This is a genomic window from Hydrogenophaga sp. (assembly GCF_030158645.1).
Lineage (GTDB): Bacteria > Pseudomonadota > Gammaproteobacteria > Burkholderiales > Burkholderiaceae_C > Hydrogenophaga.
In genome coordinates this window covers 70,427-89,840 of record NZ_JAOASO010000151.1, presented here as the reverse complement: position 1 = coordinate 89,840, position 19,414 = coordinate 70,427, and the positions used below count along the sequence as shown (strand labels likewise).

The window sequence follows — 19,414 nt, the reverse complement described above, 5'->3', positions numbered from 1 at the left end:
TTTTTCAGTGCGCTTGACGGATGCGGATGGCGCTCAATCACCAGCAACGGCGGGGTCTGCGGCGCCGAGGCCTTGCGCCACGGCCATCACCCGGGCCTTGTGGATCTGGTCGCCCACCTTGGGACCACTCAGGCCATCGGCTTGCGCTTGTGCGGCGATGCGGGCGGTGTCCACCGACTGTGCCCACACGAGCGCCTGCGCCAGTCTGGCGCGCTGCGGGTAAGCGATTTCGCTCATGCCCAGGCGCCCGCGCGCGTCGCATTCGCAGGCCAGCAGCACGTCGTGGAAGCGCGCCGGTTTGCGCAGTGCGTCGCAGCGTTCCAGCAGCCGCACCAGCGCGGCAGCGCCCAGCGTTTCACTGCGGTGGATGTTGCCGTGTTCGCGCGCCACCACATCGGCCAGTTCGCGGCAGTCCACCGGCACGCGCAGCCGCTCGCACACGCCCTTGAGCAGGCGCGCGCTGCGCTCCTCATGGCCGATGTGGCGCGGCAGCACGTCGGCTGGCGTCGAGCCCTTGCCGAGGTCGTGGCCCAGGCAGGCGAAGCGCACCGGGAGTGGAGCAGCCAGTCGCGCGCTCATGTCGAGCACCATCATCAGGTGCACGCCGGTGTCGATCTCGGGGTGGTACTCCGCGCGCTGCGGCACGCCCCAGAGCCGGTCCACCTCGGGCAGCAGGCGCTTCAAGGCGCCACAGTCGCGCAGCACGTCGAACATGCGGCTGGGCCGCTGCTCCATGAGCCCGCGCGCGAGCTCCTGCCACACGCGCTCGGCCACGAGGTGGTCGACCTCCCCGTGCTCCACCATGTGCAGCATCAAATCCAGCGTTTCGGGAGCCACCGAAAAATCGGGGAAGCGCGCCGCAAAACGCGCCAGCCGCAAGATGCGCACCGGATCCTCGGTGAACGCGTCGGTCACGTGGCGCAGCACGCGTTGCTGCAGGTCTCGCTGGCCGTGGTGTGGATCGATGATCGGTCCGCTCGCCGGGTCGTTGGCATCAACGGCCGCCACCGCCATGGCGTTGATCGTGAGGTCGCGCCGCGCCAGGTCGTCTTCCAGCGTCACGCCGGGCTCCGAGTGAACGACAAAGCCCCGGTAGCCGGGTGACGTCTTGCGCTCGGTGCGGGCCAGCGCATGTTCCTCGCGCGTGACGGGGTGCAGAAACACCGGAAAGTCGCGACCCACGGGCAGGAAGCCTTGCTGCACCATGGCTTCAGGCGTGGCACCCACCACGACCCAGTCGCGGTCAACGTGCGAGGTTTCAGGTGTGCTTGCAGCGCGTGCCATCAGCGCGTCGCGCACGGCGCCGCCGACGAGGTAGGTTTTCATGCCGCCGAGTTTAGGCCCGGCTCCTCCTCAGCGGCCCAACCGGTAGGGCTCGTCGAAGTCGATGAAGTCGTGCTCGGCCAGCGCTTCATCCACCCAGGCTTTGACGCCCGGCAATGCGCACACGCGATCGACATACGACATCAGATCGGCCGGGAGCGGCAGTTCGTAGGTCTTGATGCGCATGCACACCGGCGCGAAGTAGGCGTCGGCGATGCTGAAATCGCCGAACAGCAGGGCGCCGGCAGGTTGTGCCGCGAGCAGTTCGCCCCACAGACCGCCCAAGCGCGCCATGTCGGCGCGCACCGCGGGCTTGTCGCGCCAGACCAGCCGGCCAATCTCGGGCAGCGAGGCTTCGATGTTCATGGGGCAGTGGTTGCGCAGCGCCGTGAAGCCGCTGTGCATCTCGGCGCAGACGCTGCGCGCGCGGGCCCGCGCTTTCACATCGGCTGGCCACAGCCGCTTCTCGGGGAAGCGCTCGGCAAGGTATTCGGCAATGGCCAGCGTGTCCCAGATGGCGAAGCCATCGTCCACCAGCACCGGCACCTTGCCCAGGGGGTTCACCGCGCGCAGGCGCTTTTTGAAGACGGAGTCGACGTCGAACGAGTCGAAGCGGACCATGACCTCGTCGAACGGAATGCCCGCCTGTTTCAGGAGCACCCAGGGCCGCATGGACCAGGACGAGTAGTTTTTGTTGCCGACGTAGAGTTGCAGTGCCATGGGGGCCTCCAGAAAGAGCTCCATGGTAAGGACATCGGACGATCGGATTGATGCCGAAGATCCCCGGGATTGATCGGCGCCGGCCAGCGGCTCAGGCGTACTTTTCGAGAATGCGGGTGGAGCGCTCGACTTCGCGGAAGGTGTGCACTTCCGATTCCGAGGTGGACACCGCCTCCATCACCGAGGTGGCCATCATCCGGTAGAACGCCTTGTCCATGGCCTTGCGTGCGGCCGACATTTGCTGGGCAACGTCTTCACACGAGCGGCCTTCCTCGACCATGTCGATCAGACCGCGCACCTGACCTTCGATCCGTTTGAGTCGGTTGATCACGTCACGCTGGTGTTCGGTGCGGTAGCCCGGCGCAACGGTGGAGGCGGTTCGGCGGGTGGCGGGGAGCTTCAGGTTGGAGACTGTCATCTGGGTTCCTGCGTTGGTGTTGTACTGTGTACGGTTTAATGTAAACCCGAAAAACACCCCAATAAATGACACCTTCGTGTTATTTATTTCTCACCAGGCACTCAAATTGTTACATTTTGTCGGTTTCAGGCGTCTTTGCCGCGAGAATGCTGGCCCTGCCTGAACGCCAGCAGTTTGCTGCGGCCGCCACGCCGGCCCAGGTAGGTGGGGGCGACGGTGTGCACGCTGGCCGGCACGATGCCCAGCGAAGACAGGCCGGGCCACTGCTGGGTGGCCACGTTGTCCACCGACATGGCGTCCAGGTTGTCGCGGCTCATCAGCGGTTCGCCGGGCATGAGCTCCATCATGCTCGCCTGCAGCCGGCCCAGGACCGCGGGCAATGGCAGCACCGGGCGCTTGTGGCTGCCGTACTCCCCGGCGATACCCACCAGGTCCGCCAGGGTCAAGACATCGGGGCCTGCGCATTCGAAGGTCTGCCCGACCGTGCTTTGCGGCAGGCCCTGGTCGGCGATGCAAACCGCCACCGCCGTGGCCACGTCTTCCACCCACACGGGCTGGAAGCGCGCGCCGGCGCTGGCCAGCGGCACCACGGGAAAGATCGATTGCAAACCGGCGAACACGTTGAGGAAACGGTCGCCCGCGCCGAAGATCACGCTCGGGCGCAGCACGGTGAGGTCCAGTCCGGCGGCGCGCAGCGCTTCTTCGCCGCGCGCCTTGCTGCGTTGGTAGCGCGACGGTCCGTCCAGGCTCACGCCCAGTGCGCTGATGTGCACCAGGCGGCGCACGTTGTGGGCCACGCAGGCCTCCGACAGCGCCAGCGGCAGCTCCACGTGCACGCGCTCAAAGGCTTCTTCGGTCCCGTGCAGGATGGCGATCAGGTTGACCACGGCATCGTGGCCCGCGACCAGTTCGAGCAGCTGGGCCGGGTCGTGCACGTTGGCTTCGATCACGGTCACGCGCGGCAGGTGTTGCACCGAAGCGGCGTTGATGGCGCGGCGCGTGGGCACGGTGATGCGCCAGCCCTGGCGGTGCAGCTTTTCACAAACGTGGCGGCCGACAAAGCCGGTACCACCGAGGACGAGGATGTTTTTCATGGGGTGCTCAGGGAAGATCGCGGTTGATGGTGGCCTCGCCGCCGGCACGCGGGCCGACGGTGCCCAGGCGCGCACGCAGGGATTGCGGCTGGCCCGTGATCAACGCGGCGTAGCTGGTGGTGTTGGCCAGCACTTTTTTGACATAGTCGCGCGTTTCTTCGAACGGGATGTTCTCGGCCCAGATCTCGCCGGGCAGCACCGGTCCGTTGCGCCAGTTGCGTGGACGCCCGGGTCCGGCGTTGTAGGCGGCCGCGGCCATGGGCAGTGAACCCTCGAAATCGTCGAGGGCGAGCTTGAGGTAAGCGGTGCCGATGAGGATGTTGGTGTCGCGCTCGGTGATCTGGTCTGGGCGGAAATCGGTCAACCCGATCTTGCGGGCGGTCCAGCGAGCGGTGGCCGGCATCACCTGCATCAGGCCCGAGGCGCCCACACCCGAGCGAGCGTCGGTGACGAATCGGCTTTCCTGGCGGATCAGGCCGTACACATAGGCCGGGTCCAGGCCGATCTCGCGCGAGCGGCTCACCACGGCCGAGCGGTGGGGCGTGGGGAAACGCTGGGCATGGTCTTGCGCAGCGGGTGTGCGCAGGCTGGTGTTGATGCAGCGGTCCCACAGCTCGGCCTCGCAGGCCAGTGCCGCGGCGGCCAGCAGTTCGCGCTCACCCATGCCGCCGGCGTCGTGCAGGTTGGTGGTGTAGTTCCATTCGCGCACGCCCTCGCCGCGCAAGCCCAGCCGCATGGCAATGAGCGCACGGCGCAAGCCCGGGTGGCGCTGCGCGGCCGTGACCTCTTCGGTGCTCAGTGGCGCCGGGGCGGGTGGTGTGGCGATGGGTCGACCCAGGTCTTCGAGCGCGAGCTGTTCGTAGAAACCGCGTTCGGAGGCGATGGATTCCAGCAGCGCACGGGCCTGTGCGTTGGCGGTGGCCGCGTCGGGCAGCTTCAGCGCCTGCAGGGCGCGCGCTTTCCAGTAGACCCAGTCGGGCTGCCTTTGATGGGCATCGGTCATGGCGGCGATCGCGTCGCGCACATGGCCCCAGGCGCCCGCGCGCATGCCGGCGCGCGCTTTCCACTCCAGGTGGTCGTCGTGCATGTAGCGGTCTTCGCCGTTGACGAAGTAGGTCAGCGCCTGCGCCTCCAGCTTCTGCGCCGAGCGTTTGCCGATCACGCCCCAGATCCAGCTGCGTTCTTCGGTGGTGAGCTGGGCCTTCCAGCGCGTGCGGTCCATCTCCAGGGCGGCCGCTGCGGGGTCGCTGGAAGCCAGCCGGATGATGGCCAGGGTGACCAGCTCCTTGGTGCGTGGGCGGATGGCGGTGACCTTCTCATCCAGGTACTTGGCGGGGTCCTTGGCCACGGTGTCCACCATGGCGGCCCAGTCGGGATCGATCAGCCCCACGGCCTGGCTGGCCACGCGGGGGCGGTTGCTGTCCATGGCCAGGCGGGCGCGTTGCCAGGCGGCTTCGCGTTTGAGATGACCACTGCCCAGCAAGGACTGCGCTGCGGTGGCACAACCGTCGTCGGCCTCGCGCTGCGCATGCCACAGCGTGCGCACGCGCTCGGCGGCCTGTTCGGGCGCCACGCGGCCGCTGGCGGCGTCGATCATCAGGGCGTAACAGCTCACCTGCCGGTCGTCGTTCATGCGAAAGCGCGGCAGCTCGGCGGAGAAGTTCGGCCAGTCGCGGGCACGGCCCAGCAGCAGCAGCCAGTCGTTGCGCAGCCGGTCCTCCCAGTAGGTGCCGGCCATGCGGTCCAGCGCCGCGCGGATGTCGACGGGGCTGGCGCTCTCGAGCCGGGCTTTCATGTCCCAGTAGATTGCCAAGGGTTCCAGTGCGTGGCCGCGAGCGGCGGGCAGCAGTCGGGCGAGTTGGGTGGTGTTGTTGCGGCGGAACGCGTCCCGCATCTCCAGCAAGCTGGCATCGCCACCGGCGCTGCTTTGTGCATGCGCGAGCCCTGGCAACACCAGCACGGCCATAATGAACCGCAGGATCCAGCGGTGCGTGCCTCGCATCTCCGCTGTGTTCTGCGCTCTTGATCCCTGTTTCACACCAACCTGTTTCATGCGTTGATTATGGACACCAAAGACGGCCAGAGTTCCCCTCCACCCCACCGGAAACAGGCCGAAGGATCAACGGCGGCGGCCCTGAAGACCGAATGGCGCAAGGCCCTGGTCGAAAAGCGCCTGGGCCTGGCCGACCGCAGTTTTCGCAACGACATGCTGCAGCGGGTCATGCGGGTCTGGCTGATCGAGCGCCCCGACGCGGTGATCGGCGCCTACTGGCCCATCAAGGGCGAGTTCGATCCCTTGCCGGCGCTGTTTCGCTGGCAGGAAGCCGGCCTGGAAGAAGACGCGCAAGGCGCTCAAAGGCACCGCCGCATCGGCCTGCCGGTGGTCAACAAGGTCGACAAGACGTTGACTTTCTACACCTGGTACCCGGGCTGCCCGATGGAGGAAGACGCCTACGGTATTCCCAAACCGAAGGACACCGAGATCGTCGTGCCCACGCTGATCTTCGTGCCCTGCGTGGGTTATGGCCCGGGCGGGTTCCGGCTCGGTTATGGCGGGGGTTTTTACGACCGAACCTTGGCCAGCCTGCAGCCCAAACCCTTCACGGTGGGCCTGGGTTACGACTTTGCCTACTTGCCGCACCTGAAGCCTGAAGCGCATGACGTTCCTCTGGACGCCATCCTTTCCGACACCGGCGTCATGTGGCCCGAGAGGTAAGGCCCCCACGCTTCCCCGCTTCGCGAGGTCCGCTGCCCCCCGAGGGGGCTGATCCGCCTTGGGGCGGCCCGGCGGCGGATCGTTGCTCAGGGATGCTCGGCGTTCGCGTGCACTTCGGTGATGCGTTTCTCGCGCCGCACCAGGTAGAGACCGCTGCCCACGATGATGGCCGCGCCCCACCAGGTATGTGACGCCGGCAGGGTCTGCCAGATCAGCCAGTCCAGCCCCAGGCCCCAGGCCAAGGCGCTGTACTCGAAGGGGGCCACGGCAGAGGCCTGGCCGTGGCGGAAGGCTTCGGTGATGGCGAGCTGGCCGCCGAATCCGGTGATCGCCAGGGCCAGCAGCAGCGGGGCGTCGCTGCGCTGAATGGTCATCCAGTCGGACCAGGCCAGGGCGCCGGCGCCCACCGACATCAGCACCATCATCGACAGCACCATGCTCTCGCTGCTGTCGGTGCGGCTGGCCAGGCGGCCAGCGACGGCAGTCACCGCGTAGCACAGCGCCGCGCCCAGCGTGGCCAGGCCGCCCACGGTGACAAAGCCGCTCTGCAGGTCGTCTCCACTGGGACGCAGCGCGATCAGCACGCCGATGAAACCGATGCCGATCAACCACCAGTGCGCGGCGGGCACGCGTTCCTTGAGCACCGGCACCGACAGCATGGTGATGAGCAGCGGCGAGATGAAGAACAGCGTGTACGCGGCCGACAGCGGCAGTTCGCGCACCCCCAGCGTGAACAGCGAGAGCATGGCGATGCCGAGCACGCCGCGCAGCAGGTGCAGCGGCCAGCGGACCTTGAAGACCGTGTGCCAGGCACCGCGCCACGCGATGTAGAGCAGCACCAGCGGCATGGCGGTCATGCCGCGCAGCGCGGCGATCTGCAGCACCGGGTAGCGGGCCGACAAGGTCTTGAGCACCGCGTCCATGAGCGCGAAGAAGCCCACCGCGACCAGCATGAAGACGATGCTGCGCAGGTTGCCGGCGGCCAGGTGGCGGGAGGTCGACATCGGCCTCAATCCATCTGATCAAGCGTGTCGGGGTCGGGCACATCGCCAATGGCCTCGCGCGTGGCGGCGGCTTGCAGCAGCAGCCAGTCGCAGAACGCCTTGACCTCGGGCCGCTGCGCGCTGCGCGGCGCCACCATGAGCCAGTACACCAGCGGCGAATCGAGCCGCGTGTGGGGCAGTGGTTCGACCAGCGCGCCGCTGGCCAGGCTTTCGGCCACCAGCGGCAGGCGTGCGAGCGCCACGCCCTGGCCGGTGAGCGCCGCCTGCACGATCTGGTTGGCGTAGTTGAAGTACATCCAGCGCTGCGGCGAGAGTTTGGCGGGTTGCGCACTGGCACGTGTGCGTTTGCCCGTGCCCGCAGCGGGCTGCGCACCAAAGGTGTCGAGCCAGCGCTGCCAGGTGAGCCATTCGAGGTGGCGCGTGCGGTGCGCGTCGCCGGCTTCGATCAGGGCGCACTTCGACAGGTCCTCGATGCTCTTGATCGGGTGCGTCTTGAGCAGCCAGGGGCTGGCCACGGGTGTGAGCTGTTCGCCAAACAGCCGCTGTGCACTGGCGGGGATGCCCTGTGGCACGGCGTAGCGCAGCGCGAGGTCCACGTCGGAGGTGGCGAGATCCACGGCGTTGTCGGTGGCGTCGATGCGGATGTCGATGTCGGGGTGGTCGCGCTGAAAGGCCTCCAGCCGCGGAATCAACCACATCGAGGCGAACGACGCCCAGGTGGTGATGGCCACGCTCTTGCGCCCGGCGCTCTGGCGGATCTGGCGCACGCTCGCATCAATGCGTTCCAGCGCGGAGGCCGCCGCGCGCAGCAACTGCGAGCCTGCGCTGGTGAGTTCCACCGCACGCGTGTGGCGCAGAAACAGGGCGGTGCCGACCTCGTCTTCCAGCGCCTGGATCTGTCGGCTCACGGCGCTCTGCGTGAGTGAAAGTTCTTCGGCGGCTGCTCGGAAATTGAGGTGGCGTGCCACGGCCTCGAACGCGCGCAGGTGGCCGGCGGCGATCGGCCGGGTACGGGGGTGGCTGCTGGTGAGCTGCATGGACGTGCTCCGAAGCATTGATGCGGTTAACGAATCAATAGCTTAGCGCGCTTTCATTGGACTGCGGTGGCCAGAAGACCGAGCATTGGACCCCAGGATGAGCTTCATCCCTTCTCAGGAGTCCCGCCATGAACACCCTCTCTGCACACACTGCTTCCGTTCAGCACAGCGGCATGCCCGCGCGCGGCTGGCTGCTGGATGCGCGCTGCGCGATGAGTCTGCGCCCCCGGGCGCGCAGCCGCTTGCACATCATCCAGGGCCGCGCCTGGGTGACGCTGGGCCAGGTGCACGACGGTGCGGGCAACGAGTCGGGTGATCTGGTGCTGGGCGCCGGTGAAAGCCTGGTGGTGCCGGCCGGTGCGCGCGTGGTCATGGAGCCGTGGCAGTCCGATGCCGCACCGTTGCGCTTTGACTGGTGCGCCGAGCCCGAGGCCCGCTCCCGGGAGCAGGCCGAGCGGTTTGGCCGCGAGGTGGTGACACCGTCGCGCGAACTCGGGGTTGCGCTGGGTCAGGCCGGTCTCGCGCTTGTGCGCCTGGTGCGTGGGTTGTTCGGCTACAGCGTGTCCGCGGCATCGTGAACGCCATCCTGGAAGTCCCGTCCGGCAGAATGCGCCGATGGCCAGACCCAAGTCCGCTTCCCACGACCTCAAACGCGACGAGATCCTTGACGTCGCAGCCCACTGTTTTGCGCGGCAGAGCTTCCCCGCCGCCAGCATGAACGACATCGCCGCGGCCTGCGGCACCAGCAAGGCGCGGCTCTACCACTATTACGAGAGCAAAGAGGCGATCCTGTTCGACCTGCTCGACCGCTACACCCAGCGCCTGCTCGCGCTGATCGGCGAATCGGAGGCGCGTGCCCAGCGCAAGAACCTGAGCGAACGCGACGCCCTGAGCGAGCTGGTGCGCGCCTTTCTGGCCGAGTACGAAACCTCGGCCACGCGCCACGTGGCGCTGGTGTCCGACACCAAGTTCCTCGGCGAGCTGCAGCGCGAACTCATCCTCAACCGCCAGCGCGACGTGGTCGCAGCCTTCACCCGTTTCCTCAAACGTGCGTATCCGGAGCGGGTGACACCGGCCAACCAGACCGCGCTGACCATGATGCTGTTCGGCATGATCAACTGGACCTTCACCTGGCTGCGTCCGGGTGGCCCGATGAGCTACAGCGCCTTTGCCGACGAGGTGGTCACGATGATGGAGCGCGGCCTGGCAGGCCCGGCGCAAGGCTGAAAGCCATTCACCTATGCGAAACGAATTTCGTTTAGGTAAAATTCGCAACTTCCCCACACGGAGACCGCCATGAGCAAAGCATTCGCCTCCCAGGCCGACCTGGACGACAAGAAAACCACGTTCGAGCAGCTCGGCCCGCATTGCTGGGCCTACACCGCCGAAGGCGACCCGAACTCGGGTGTGATCATCGGCGAGAAGTTCATCATGGTCAGCGACGCCACCGCCACCCCGGCCATGGCGCGCGACCTGATCCAGCACATTCGCACCGTTTCCGACAAGCCGATCAAGTACGTGCTGCTGACCCACTACCACGCGGTGCGTGTGCTGGGTGCCAGCGCTTACGTGGCCGAGGGCGCCACCGAAGTGATCGCCAGCCGCGGTACCTACGAGCTCATCGTGGAACGCGGAGCGCAGGACATGCAGAGCGAGATGGAGCGCTTTCCGCGCCTGTTCCGCGGCGCCGACAGCGTGCCCGGCCTGACCTGGCCGACGCTCGTGATCGGTGACGGCAAGCCCGGCCGCCAGGGCAGCCTGGAGGTGGATCTGGGCGGCGTGAAGGTCAGCATCTGGCACCCGGGCCCGGGTCACACGCGTGGCGACACGATTGCCTGGGTGGAAGAAGAAAAGGTGCTGTTCAGCGGCGACCTGGTGGAATACGAAGCCGGCGTGTACACCGGTGACGCGCAACTGGAAGAGTGGCCCGCCACGCTCGAAGCCCTGCGCGCCTTGGGCGCCGAAGCCATCGTGCCCGGCCGCGGCGAAGCCATGAAGGGCAAGGACGACGTGAACAAGGCGCTGGACTACACGAAGCGCTGGGTCACCACGCTGTTCCAGGCTGGCAAGGAAGCCGCCGCCGCCGGCATGGACCTCAAGGCCGCCATGGCCCACACCCGCAAAAGCATGGACCCGGTGTTCGGCCACGTGTTCATCTATGAGCACTGTCTCCCGTTCGACGTGAGCCGTGCCTATGACGAAGCCCAGGGCATCAAGAACCCGCGCATCTGGACGGCCGAGCGCGACCAGGAGATGTGGAACGCGCTGCAGGCTTGAGGCCTGGGCCGACCGCAGAGCCAGCCGCCCCCGGGCGGCTTTTCTTTTTGCCACCGGCTACGATCCGCTGCGCCCATCCCCGCTGCCCATGTCCACCACCGTTCTCCAACACACCGCCACCGACTGGGGCATCGTGGCCGTCTTCGCCACCGTCTACCTGGGCATGTTCCTCGGCGGTCTGCCGCGTCTGAAACTGGACCGTTCCGGCGTGGCGCTGCTCGGCGCGATCGCCGTGATCGCGCTGGCCGGCCTGCCGGTGGAAGACGCCGCACGCGCCATCGACCTGCCGACCATGGTGTTGCTGTTCGCCTTCATGGTGGTGTCCGCGCAGATGCGGCTGGGCGGCTTTTATGGCGCGGTGACGCGTCGAGTCGGTGCCATGCCGCTGTCGCGCAACGGCCTGCTGGCCGCGCTGATCGGCGTGGCGGGCGCCTTGTCGGCGGTGTTTTCCAACGACATCGTGTGTCTGGCCATGACGCCGGTGGTCGCGCGCCTGTGTCTGCAGCGCGGCCTCAACCCGCTGCCGTTTCTGATCGGCCTGGCCTGCGCAGCCAACATCGGGTCGGCCGCCACACTGATCGGCAACCCCCAGAACATGTTGATCGGCTCGGTGCTGCAGCTGCCGTTTACAGGCTACGTGCGGCAGGCGCTGCCGCCGGTGGTGATCGGGCTGTTGTTGTTGTGGGGGTGGCTGGCGTTCGGCCCGGGAGCGATGGGGGGTGCGAATGCGAGGGGCCCTCGCCCCCGGCCTCTGCCCGAGGGCGCCGGAGCAGGCGAGGAGCCCGCGTTCGACCTCTGGCAGACCGCCAAGGGCCTGGTGGTCGCGGGCGCGCTCATGCTGGTCTTTCTCTTCACCGACTGGCCACGCGACGTGGCCGCGCTGGTGGGGGCCGGGGTGCTGCTGCTGAGCCGGCGCCTGCACAGCGCGCATGTCATGGGCCTGGTGGACTGGCCACTGCTGATCCTGTTCATGGGCCTGTTCGTGGTGAACCACGCGTTCGAATCCACCGGCCTGGCGGCGCAGGCGGTGGCCTGGCTGGGTGTGCAGGGCGTGGTGCTCAGCGACCCCGGGCCGCTGCTGGTGGCCAGCGCGGTGCTCTCCAACCTGGTGTCCAACGTGCCGGCTGTGATGCTGCTGTTGCCGCACCTGGGAGGAAGTGGTGAGCAGGCCGGTGTGATGCTGGCCCTGGTGACCACCTTCGCGGGCAACCTGCTGCTGGTGGGTTCGATCGCCAACCTGATCGTGGCCGATCTGGCGCGTCAGCAAGGCATCGTCATCGACTGGAAGCGCCACGCCCTCACCGGCATCCCGGTGACGCTGGCCACGCTGACCGTGGTGTGGGCGTGGATGCGTCTTGTGGCCTGACCAGCCGCCTGCGCTTCAGCGCTGGGCGCTGAGCACCCGCAGGTCGTCTTCGTAACCCTTGAGCACACGCACGGCGTTGGCACGTTGCTCGGGCGTGGTGGTGTTGTGCAGCTGCGCGAACTGGGCGCAGCCTTGGCGGACCAGCTCGTCTGCATAAGACCTGTAGCCCGGCGTGGGCGACTGGACGATGCGTGCGATGTGGCTGCGCACCCGCTCGGCCGCGGTGTCGGGCGCAGCCTGCGCCTCTTTCACTGTTTGCAGCAGATCGGCCTGGCGGCGCAGCCGCTCGGCCTGGGTGCGTTGTGCGTCGAATGGCGAGGCCTTGATGCTGCTGCGCACCAGGTCCTTTTGGGCGGCGCTGAGCGTGCCGTAGAGCATTTCGCTGCGGCTGAGCGCGCGGTCAAAGCGTTTGGCGATGCGCGCTTCCTCGGTGGCTTGAAGGAAGTCGTCGGCAAACTCCGCATTGCTTTTGGCCTGTCGGCTTTTGAGGTGCTCCAGCTGGGCGGCGTCGAGCTGCAGCGCCAGGCGCGCCATGGGTTGCACGCTGGCGTCGGCGGCGCGGTCGATGCGCTGGCGGATCACGTCGAATTCGGTGCAGACCTGCGCGCCCGTGAGGTCTTGTGAGGCCAGCGTCTGCCAGCGTTGCAACAAGCCGGCGTACACCGGCAACTCGTTGGCCCGGTGCCACTGGAAGAAGGCGTTGATGTCGCCGCGCACGGGTGTCGACTGGCCGTTGTTGAAATCGACGTGGCTGTCGAGCCACCAGTAGGTGGCGTTGTGCGCCTGGTTGTAGGCCAGGCGAGCGGCGGTGCAGGCCGCGAGGGTCACGGCCAAGCAGACCACCGCACAGACCTTGACCGCCCGCAGCGCCATAATCCGGCGCACGTGAAGCCCGGCAAGAACGCCGCGCAACGATTCCCCGAAAGAGGTGTTCATGTCGTTCCCTGTGGATGTGGTGGTGATGGCGGCCGGCAAGGGCACGCGCATGAAAAGTCAGCGGCCCAAAGTGTTGCACCGTTTGGGCGGGCGCGCACTCGCCCAGCACGTGATCGACTGTGCCGCGCGGTTATCGGCGCGCTCGGTGGTGGTCATCACCGGCCACGGCGCGGAGCAGGTGGAAGCCGGCTTGCAGGCGCCCGCCGCCACCGCGTTGCGCTTCGTGCGCCAGGAGCCCCAGCTGGGCACCGGCCATGCGGTGCAGCAGGCCGCCCCGGTGCTGCCCGACGGCGGCGTGACGCTGGTGCTGTCGGGCGACGTGCCGCTGACCCGGCCTGAAACCCTTCAAGCGCTGCTCGATCTGTGCGGCGGTACCCGCCTGGCCCTGCTCACGCTGGACATGCCCGACCCCACCGGCTACGGTCGCATCGTGCGGGCGGCCGATGCGTCGGTGCAGGCCATCGTGGAGCACAAGGATGCGAGCGATGCGCAGCGCGCCATCACCGAGATCTACAGCGGCATCATGGCCGTGCCCACGGCGCTGCTGCGCGGCTGGCTGGCGCGGCTGGACAACCGCAACGCCCAGGGCGAGTACTACCTCACCGACGTGGTGAAGTTCGCCGTGGCCGATGGCCTGAGCGTGGCGGCGCACCGCATCAGCGATGCGGTGCAGGTGGCGGGCGTCAACAGTCCGGTGCAGCTCGCCGAACTGGAGCGCGCGTATCAGCGGCGCGTGGCCGATGCGCTGATGGAACAGGGGACTCGCCTGGCCGACCCGTCGCGTCTGGACGTGCGCGGCGAACTGGTGTGCGGGCAGGACGTGGAGATCGACGTCAACTGCGTGTTTGAAGGCCTTGTGCGGCTGGGCGACGGCGTTCGCATCGGCGCGCACTGTGTGGTGGCCAACGCCGTGATCGAGGCCGGCGCGGTGATCCACCCGTTCACCCACATCGACGGTGAAAAGCTGGGCGTGAAAGTGGGTCCAGGTGCGCTGGTGGGGCCGTTTGCACGCCTGCGGCCCGGTGCCGACCTGGGCGCCGAAGTCCACATCGGCAACTTCGTGGAGGTGAAGAACAGCACCCTGGCCGCGGGCGCCAAGGCCAACCACCTGGCTTACCTGGGCGACGCCACCGTGGGCGAGCGGGTCAACTACGGCGCCGGCAGCATCACCGCCAACTACGACGGCGCGAACAAGCACCGCACCGTGATCGAGGCCGACGTGCACGTGGGCAGCAACTGCGTGCTGGTGGCGCCGGTGACCATCGGGGCGGGTGGCACGGTGGGCGGTGGCTCCACCATCACCAAGGACACCGCGCCCGGTGCGTTGTCGGTGGCGCGCGGCAAGCAGGTCGGCATTGCCGACTGGCAGCGGCCTCAGAAAAAGAAACAGGCTCCCTGAGGAGCCTGCGGTGTGGAACGGCGTGGCGTTCAGCGGCCGCCGCGCACGTCCAGCGAATCAAACCGGCTCTCGCCCGGTGCCTTGCTGTTGGGACCGCGACGCTGGTTGAACCCACTGTTGCTGTAGGCGCTGCTGAAGCCGCTGCGCCGCCCTTCCTGGTCCAGGTCCATCAGCCCGGTCAAGCCCATGACTTCGGAATCCCGGAAGGCCGTGTTGGTGGTGTTGAGTGAATCGAATTCCGAGAACTGGCTCTCCAGTTGCTGGCGGCGGCTGTCCCGCACCTCATCTTTCGCCTTGGGTTTGGGCAGCTCGGCCAGGTTGAGCTGCTTGCGAAAGTCGGCCGGTGAGGGCATGCGGTGAAGACCGTTTTTCAAGAAGACAAAACGCACACCAGCGGTCTTGAGAATGCGGTTCTTCATCTTCACCAGGTGGGCCTTGTGCTTGGCGTTGCTCAGGGGGTGCTGTTCGATGTCGAAGGCGAACGTGGGTTTGCCGTCTTCGCCACACACGACGAAGTCCACCCGTTGCTGGCTGAGCCGCTCCTCGGCGCGTTTGCGGTTGACCGCGCGGCGCACGGCCAGCATGCCCTTGAGGGACATGTTGGGCAACACGACCTGGCCTGGGAAGGTGTCTTGCAGGTAGTCCAGCATCTGGGCCTGCTCCTGCGTCATCAGACGCTCAGGGCTGTAACGGTCATCACGGCCGGACGATTCGCGGCCCACCCGGTAGCGCCAGTAGCCCAGTGCGCACAAGCCCAACAACGCCAGTGCTCCCAGCACGGCGATCCACGTTGTGTCCATTCTTACCTCCATGAGCCCAACCGCTGCATCGGTTGAGAGAACCGTGAAGGTTGTTACATAAGGTACGGTTCGTCAACTCTTGGAGGGGGGTGAGCTGTCATAAATGTGCGGTATGTATCAACTTTCCGACTCTCTTGAGTACGAATGTGGTCAATGCGGCTCGCCGGGTGCGCGGATCGCCAGCGCGATGCGGGGTTCGAATTTGGCGCGTTTGAGGCTGAAGAAGGCCTTGATGTTGCGCACGTTCGCATCGCTGGTGAAAAGGCGCTGGGCCAGCGCCAGGTACTCGGGCATGTCGGTGCAGTGCACCACCAGCACAAAGTCGGGGCCCGGACTCACCCGGTAGCACTGCTGCACCTGCACCACCGGGAGCACGCGTTGTTCAAACGCGTCGAGCAGTTCGGTGCCCTGTCGCTCCAGGGTGATCTCCACCAGCGCCGTGAGCCCATGGCCCAGCAAGGGCGCCATTCGATCGACGCTGAGCAAGGCGACCTCGCGCTCGATCAGCCCGAGCTGGCGCAGGCGTTTCACGCGCCGCAGGCTGGTGGGCGGCGAGAGGTGCGCCCGTTCGGCCAGCGCCTGGTTGCTCAACGACGCATCCGTTTGCAGGAGGTCCAGCAGGCGAAGGTCGGCTTCATCGATCACGATTTGTTCCATTTTGTATGATTGCATGGAATTATTGATCATCAATGGCGACGAAGGAAATTATTGCTGATGTTTCGTGAAATTTTGGTCTTTTATTTCGGACGCTTCTCACTAGCATCGGCGTTCATTCATTTTCGGGAGCAGCAGCATGTGTGGCATCGTCGCAGGGGTTTCGGGGCGCAACGTCGTGCCCGTTTTGGTTCAAGGATTGCAGCGACTGGAGTACCGTGGCTACGACTCTTGCGGTGTGGCGGTGCACACCGGCGGCCTGCAGCGCGCCCGCAGCACGGCGCGCGTGGCCGAGCTGGCGCAGCAAGTGCAGGCCGAGGGCATTGCCAGCGGCACCGGCATCGCCCACACCCGCTGGGCCACCCACGGCGCGCCGGTGGTGCACAACGCCCACCCCCATTTCAGCCACGGCCCGGGCGCCGCAGCAGGCACCGCAGGGCGTGTGGCGCTGGTGCACAACGGGATCATTGAAAACCACGACGAACTGCGCGCGGCGCTGCAGGCCAAAGGCTATGTGTTCGAGAGCCAGACCGACACCGAGGTCATTGCCCACCTGATCGATTCGCTCTACGAAGGCGACGTGTTCGCGGCGCTGCAGGCTGCGGTGGTCCAGCTCCACGGCGCCTATGCCCTGGCCGTGTTCCACAAGGACGAGCCTCACCGCGTGGTGGGCGCGCGCGCCGGTTCGCCCCTGGTGCTGGGCGTTGGCACGGTGGATGGCGTACTCGGCGCAGAACACTTTCTCGCCAGCGACGCCATGGCCCTGGCCGGCGTGACCGACCAGATCGTCTACCTGGAAGAGGGCGACCTGGTGGACCTGCAACTCGGCCGTTACTGGGTGCTGGATGCCCAGGGCCGCGCGCTGGACACCGCGAAGCGCCCGGTGAAAACGGTGCAGGCCCACAGCGGCGCGGCCGAACTCGGCCCTTACCGCCACTACATGCAGAAGGAAATCTTCGAGCAGCCGCGCGCCATCGGTGACACGCTCGAAGGCCTGGAAGGCATCACGCCCGAACTCTTCGGCGACGGCGCTTTCCGCATCTTCAAGGACATCGACAACGTGCTCATCCTGGCTTGCGGCACCAGCTACTACAGCGGCTGCACCGCCAAGTACTGGCTGGAAAGCATTGCGAAGATCCCCACGCAGGTGGAAGTCGCCAGCGAGTACCGCTACCGCACCAGCGTGCCCAACCCGCGCACCCTGGTGGTCACCATCACCCAGAGCGGTGAGACCGCCGATACCCTGGCCGCGCTGCGCCACGCGCAAGGCCTGGGCATGAAGCACACGCTGACCATCTGCAATGTGGCCACCTCCGCCATGGTGCGCGAATGCGAACTGGCCTACGTCACGCGCGCGGGCGTGGAAATCGGCGTGGCTTCCACCAAGGCGTTCACCACCCAGCTCGCCGGCCTGTTCCTGCTCACGCTGGCGCTGGCGCAGGTGCGCGGTCAGTTGAGCGACGAAGACGAAGCGAGCCACCTCAAGGCCATGCGCCACCTGCCGGTGGCGCTGCAGGCCGTGCTGGCGCTGGAGCCGCAGGTGATCAGCTGGGCCGAAGACTTCGCCCGCATGGACAACGCGCTGTTCCTCGGTCGTGGCCTGCACTACCCCATCGCCCTGGAAGGCGCCTTGAAGCTCAAGGAGATCAGCTACATCCACGCCGAGGCCTACCCGGCCGGTGAACTCAAGCACGGCCCGCTGGCCCTCGTGACCGCGGCCATGCCGGTGGTGACGGTGGCACCCAACGACACCCTGCTGGAAAAGCTCAAGAGCAACATGCAGGAAGTGCGTGCGCGCGGTGGTGTGCTCTATGTGCTGGCCGATGCCGACACCCGCATCACCAGCAGCGAAGGCATCCACGTGATCCGCATGCCCGAGCACTACGGTGCGCTCTCGCCCATCCTGCACGTGGTGCCGCTGCAGATGCTGGCGTACCACACCGCGTTGGCCAAAGGCACCGACGTGGACAAGCCGCGCAACCTGGCCAAGAGCGTGACGGTGGAGTGACCGGGGCCGGGGTGGTGCGGGCTGGGCCAGCCCCGGGGTGCGGGCGGCGTTGCCATGAATCTGCCACACAGGCTGCCTAGCATGGCGTGAGCGCATCCACATGGGTGCGCTCACCTTCCTCCATCCACCCAAGGGGTACCCATGCGACGTTTCATAGTCGGTTGCGCATTGCTGAGCCTGTCCAGCGCCATCCTTGCCGGTTCACCGCGGCACCACAAACCCATCCACGATGTCGAGCGCTCCAACCATGTGCAGTTGGGCCAGCGCCCCTTCTTTCTCGTGGACGACATGGCCCCGAGCCCACTCAAGCAACAGCTGCAGCAGTGCGCCCGCAAAGGCTATTTCACAGCACGGGATTTCTCCATCGGGCACCGCGGTGCGGCCCTGCAGTTTCCCGAGCACACCATGGAGTCGTACGTCGCGGCCGCCCGCATGGGCGCCGGCATTGTTGAATGCGACGTGACCTTCACCAAGGACAAGGAACTGGTCTGCCGCCACGCGCAAAACGACCTGCACACCACCACCAACATCCTGGCCACACCATTGGCCGACAAATGCACGCAGCCGTTCGTGCCCGCGACGCTGGATGCCAATGGCAACCTGCTCAAACCGGCCACCGCCGAATGCCGCACCAGCGACATCACCCTGGCCGAATTCAAGACCCTGCGCGGCAAGATGGACGCGTTCAACCCGCGCGCACGCACGGTGGACGAGTACCTGGGCGGCACCGCCAACTGGCGCACCGACCTGTACTCAGGCCCGACCAGCGGCACCCTGATGACGCACCAGGAGAGCATCGAGCTGTTCAAGCAGCTGGGTGTGAAGATGACGCCCGAACTCAAGAGCCCCAGCGTGACCATGCCGTTCGAGGGCTTCACGCAAGAGGCCTACGCGCAAAAAATGATCGACGAGTACAAGCGCGCGGGTGTGAACCCCAGGCACGTGTGGGCGCAGTCGTTTGACGTGCGCGACGTGCTGTACTGGGTGCGCAACGAGCGCGCATTCGGGCGCCAGGCGGTGTACCTGGACGATGCCAACACCGTGGCCGATCTGCCCAGCCAGGCCGATCTGGTGAACTACAAGAGCCAGGGCATCAACATCGTGGCATCCCCCATCTTCGCGCTGCTGAGCGCCGACGCATCGGGCCGCATCGTGCCATCGCAGTACGCGCGCCAAGCCCGCTCGGCCGGCCTGGACATCATCGCCTGGACGCTGGAGCGCTCGGGCTTGCTGGCCGATGGCAACAACGGTTTTTATTACCAGACCTTCGACTCGGCCATCAAGACCGAGGGCGACACGCTGCGTGTGCTCGACGTGCTCGCCCGCGACGTGGGTGTGATCGGCGTCTTCTCCGACTGGCCAGCCACCACCACGTTCTACGCCAATTGCGCCAACCAGCGCTGACCGGGTGGCGTCGCCCGCCGTGGCCCGGCGCAGGGTCACGGCGCCTGACGCGTGACGCGTGACGCGTGACACAGTGTGTTGAGGAACGGGTGTTTACAAACAAATACACCCACACCGCAAAGCAGACGGAATAGCGCGCAGGCCGGCTCGTTGTAATCGCAACGAAGCTCGGCCGCGTTCGCGGGTTCTGGGCACATCCGTCCTGTGTCCACATTCCAATCCCGCCGCTGCGCCCGCATGATCCGCTTTCCGACCCCG

General features: G+C 66.7%; 18 protein-coding genes. 8 read left to right on the top strand and 10 right to left on the bottom strand.

Annotated elements, in window-relative coordinates; genetic code table 11:
• Positions 1–33: 33 nt before the first annotated feature.
• From Q1W68_RS16460 to Q1W68_RS16440, 5 genes are all read right to left on the bottom strand, one after another.
• Complete coding sequence (locus tag Q1W68_RS16460; protein WP_300717109.1) at positions 34–1,326, bottom strand: multifunctional CCA addition/repair protein; 1,293 nt, start codon at positions 1,324–1,326, stop codon at positions 34–36.
• A gap of 27 nt (positions 1,327–1,353) precedes the next feature.
• Positions 1,354–2,043: a glutathione S-transferase family protein gene (locus Q1W68_RS16455; protein ID WP_300717108.1), complete on the bottom strand. Its 690-nt coding sequence runs from the start codon at positions 2,041–2,043 to the stop codon at positions 1,354–1,356.
• Positions 2,044–2,134: 91 nt separating this feature from the next.
• A complete protein-coding gene (locus Q1W68_RS16450; RefSeq protein ID WP_300655217.1) occupies positions 2,135–2,461 on the bottom strand; it encodes a metal-sensitive transcriptional regulator in 327 nt (108 codons plus the stop codon).
• Positions 2,462–2,586: 125 nt separating this feature from the next.
• A complete protein-coding gene (locus tag Q1W68_RS16445) occupies positions 2,587–3,555 on the bottom strand; it encodes a complex I NDUFA9 subunit family protein (RefSeq protein WP_300655215.1) in 969 nt (322 codons plus the stop codon).
• A 7-nt stretch (positions 3,556–3,562) separates the two neighbouring features.
• Positions 3,563–5,521: a lytic transglycosylase domain-containing protein gene (locus Q1W68_RS16440; protein ID WP_300717115.1), complete on the bottom strand. Its 1,959-nt coding sequence runs from the start codon at positions 5,519–5,521 to the stop codon at positions 3,563–3,565.
• A 96-nt stretch (positions 5,522–5,617) separates the two neighbouring features.
• Here Q1W68_RS16440 and Q1W68_RS16435 point away from each other — a divergent pair, with 96 nt between their 5' ends.
• Complete coding sequence (locus tag Q1W68_RS16435) at positions 5,618–6,271, top strand: 5-formyltetrahydrofolate cyclo-ligase (protein WP_300655212.1); 654 nt, start codon at positions 5,618–5,620, stop codon at positions 6,269–6,271.
• Between the two features lie 86 nt (positions 6,272–6,357).
• Here the strand turns inward: Q1W68_RS16435 and Q1W68_RS16430 are convergent, their stop codons facing one another.
• Positions 6,358–7,275, bottom strand: a complete 918-nt coding sequence (locus Q1W68_RS16430; RefSeq protein WP_300717107.1) for a DMT family transporter — start codon at positions 7,273–7,275, stop codon at positions 6,358–6,360.
• A gap of 5 nt (positions 7,276–7,280) precedes the next feature.
• Positions 7,281–8,312, bottom strand: coding sequence for a LysR substrate-binding domain-containing protein (locus Q1W68_RS16425; RefSeq protein ID WP_300717106.1), 1,032 nt, complete (start codon positions 8,310–8,312; stop codon positions 7,281–7,283).
• 128 nt (positions 8,313–8,440) lie between these two features.
• Between Q1W68_RS16425 and Q1W68_RS16420 the strand changes: the two genes are divergently transcribed.
• From Q1W68_RS16420 to Q1W68_RS16405, 4 genes are all read left to right on the top strand, one after another.
• Positions 8,441–8,890: a DUF2917 domain-containing protein gene (locus tag Q1W68_RS16420; RefSeq protein WP_300717105.1), complete on the top strand. Its 450-nt coding sequence runs from the start codon at positions 8,441–8,443 to the stop codon at positions 8,888–8,890.
• A 37-nt stretch (positions 8,891–8,927) separates the two neighbouring features.
• Positions 8,928–9,539: a TetR/AcrR family transcriptional regulator gene (locus Q1W68_RS16415; RefSeq protein WP_300655201.1), complete on the top strand. Its 612-nt coding sequence runs from the start codon at positions 8,928–8,930 to the stop codon at positions 9,537–9,539.
• 69 nt (positions 9,540–9,608) lie between these two features.
• Positions 9,609–10,589, top strand: coding sequence for an MBL fold metallo-hydrolase (locus tag Q1W68_RS16410; protein ID WP_300655199.1), 981 nt, complete (start codon positions 9,609–9,611; stop codon positions 10,587–10,589).
• A gap of 88 nt (positions 10,590–10,677) precedes the next feature.
• The gene (locus Q1W68_RS16405) at positions 10,678–11,955 is read left to right on the top strand and encodes an anion transporter (protein ID WP_300717104.1); all 1,278 of its coding nucleotides are present in this window, start codon (positions 10,678–10,680) and stop codon (positions 11,953–11,955) included.
• Between the two features lie 15 nt (positions 11,956–11,970).
• Here Q1W68_RS16405 and Q1W68_RS16400 read toward each other — a convergent pair whose 3' ends face one another.
• The gene (locus Q1W68_RS16400; RefSeq protein WP_300717103.1) at positions 11,971–12,891 is read right to left on the bottom strand and encodes a DUF6279 family lipoprotein; all 921 of its coding nucleotides are present in this window, start codon (positions 12,889–12,891) and stop codon (positions 11,971–11,973) included.
• Here Q1W68_RS16400 and glmU point away from each other — a divergent pair.
• Entirely contained in the window at positions 12,890–14,290 is a 1,401-nt protein-coding gene (gene glmU / locus Q1W68_RS16395) for a bifunctional UDP-N-acetylglucosamine diphosphorylase/glucosamine-1-phosphate N-acetyltransferase GlmU (RefSeq protein ID WP_300655193.1), read from the top strand. The genes Q1W68_RS16400 and glmU overlap by 2 nt on opposite strands.
• A 29-nt stretch (positions 14,291–14,319) precedes the next feature.
• Here glmU and Q1W68_RS16390 read toward each other — a convergent pair whose 3' ends face one another.
• A complete protein-coding gene (locus Q1W68_RS16390; protein WP_300655191.1) occupies positions 14,320–15,090 on the bottom strand; it encodes a DUF2726 domain-containing protein in 771 nt (256 codons plus the stop codon).
• Between the two features lie 150 nt (positions 15,091–15,240).
• Positions 15,241–15,747, bottom strand: a complete 507-nt coding sequence (locus Q1W68_RS16385; protein WP_300655225.1) for an Lrp/AsnC family transcriptional regulator — start codon at positions 15,745–15,747, stop codon at positions 15,241–15,243.
• Between the two features lie 136 nt (positions 15,748–15,883).
• On the opposite strand from Q1W68_RS16385, the gene glmS reads away from it, so the two are divergent.
• Both glmS and Q1W68_RS16375 read left to right on the top strand, forming a co-directional pair.
• Positions 15,884–17,752, top strand: a complete 1,869-nt coding sequence (glmS, locus tag Q1W68_RS16380; protein ID WP_300717102.1) for a glutamine--fructose-6-phosphate transaminase (isomerizing) — start codon at positions 15,884–15,886, stop codon at positions 17,750–17,752.
• Positions 17,753–17,893: 141 nt separating this feature from the next.
• Entirely contained in the window at positions 17,894–19,156 is a 1,263-nt protein-coding gene (locus Q1W68_RS16375) for a glycerophosphodiester phosphodiesterase family protein (RefSeq protein ID WP_300655187.1), read from the top strand.
• Positions 19,157–19,414 lie beyond the last annotated feature (258 nt).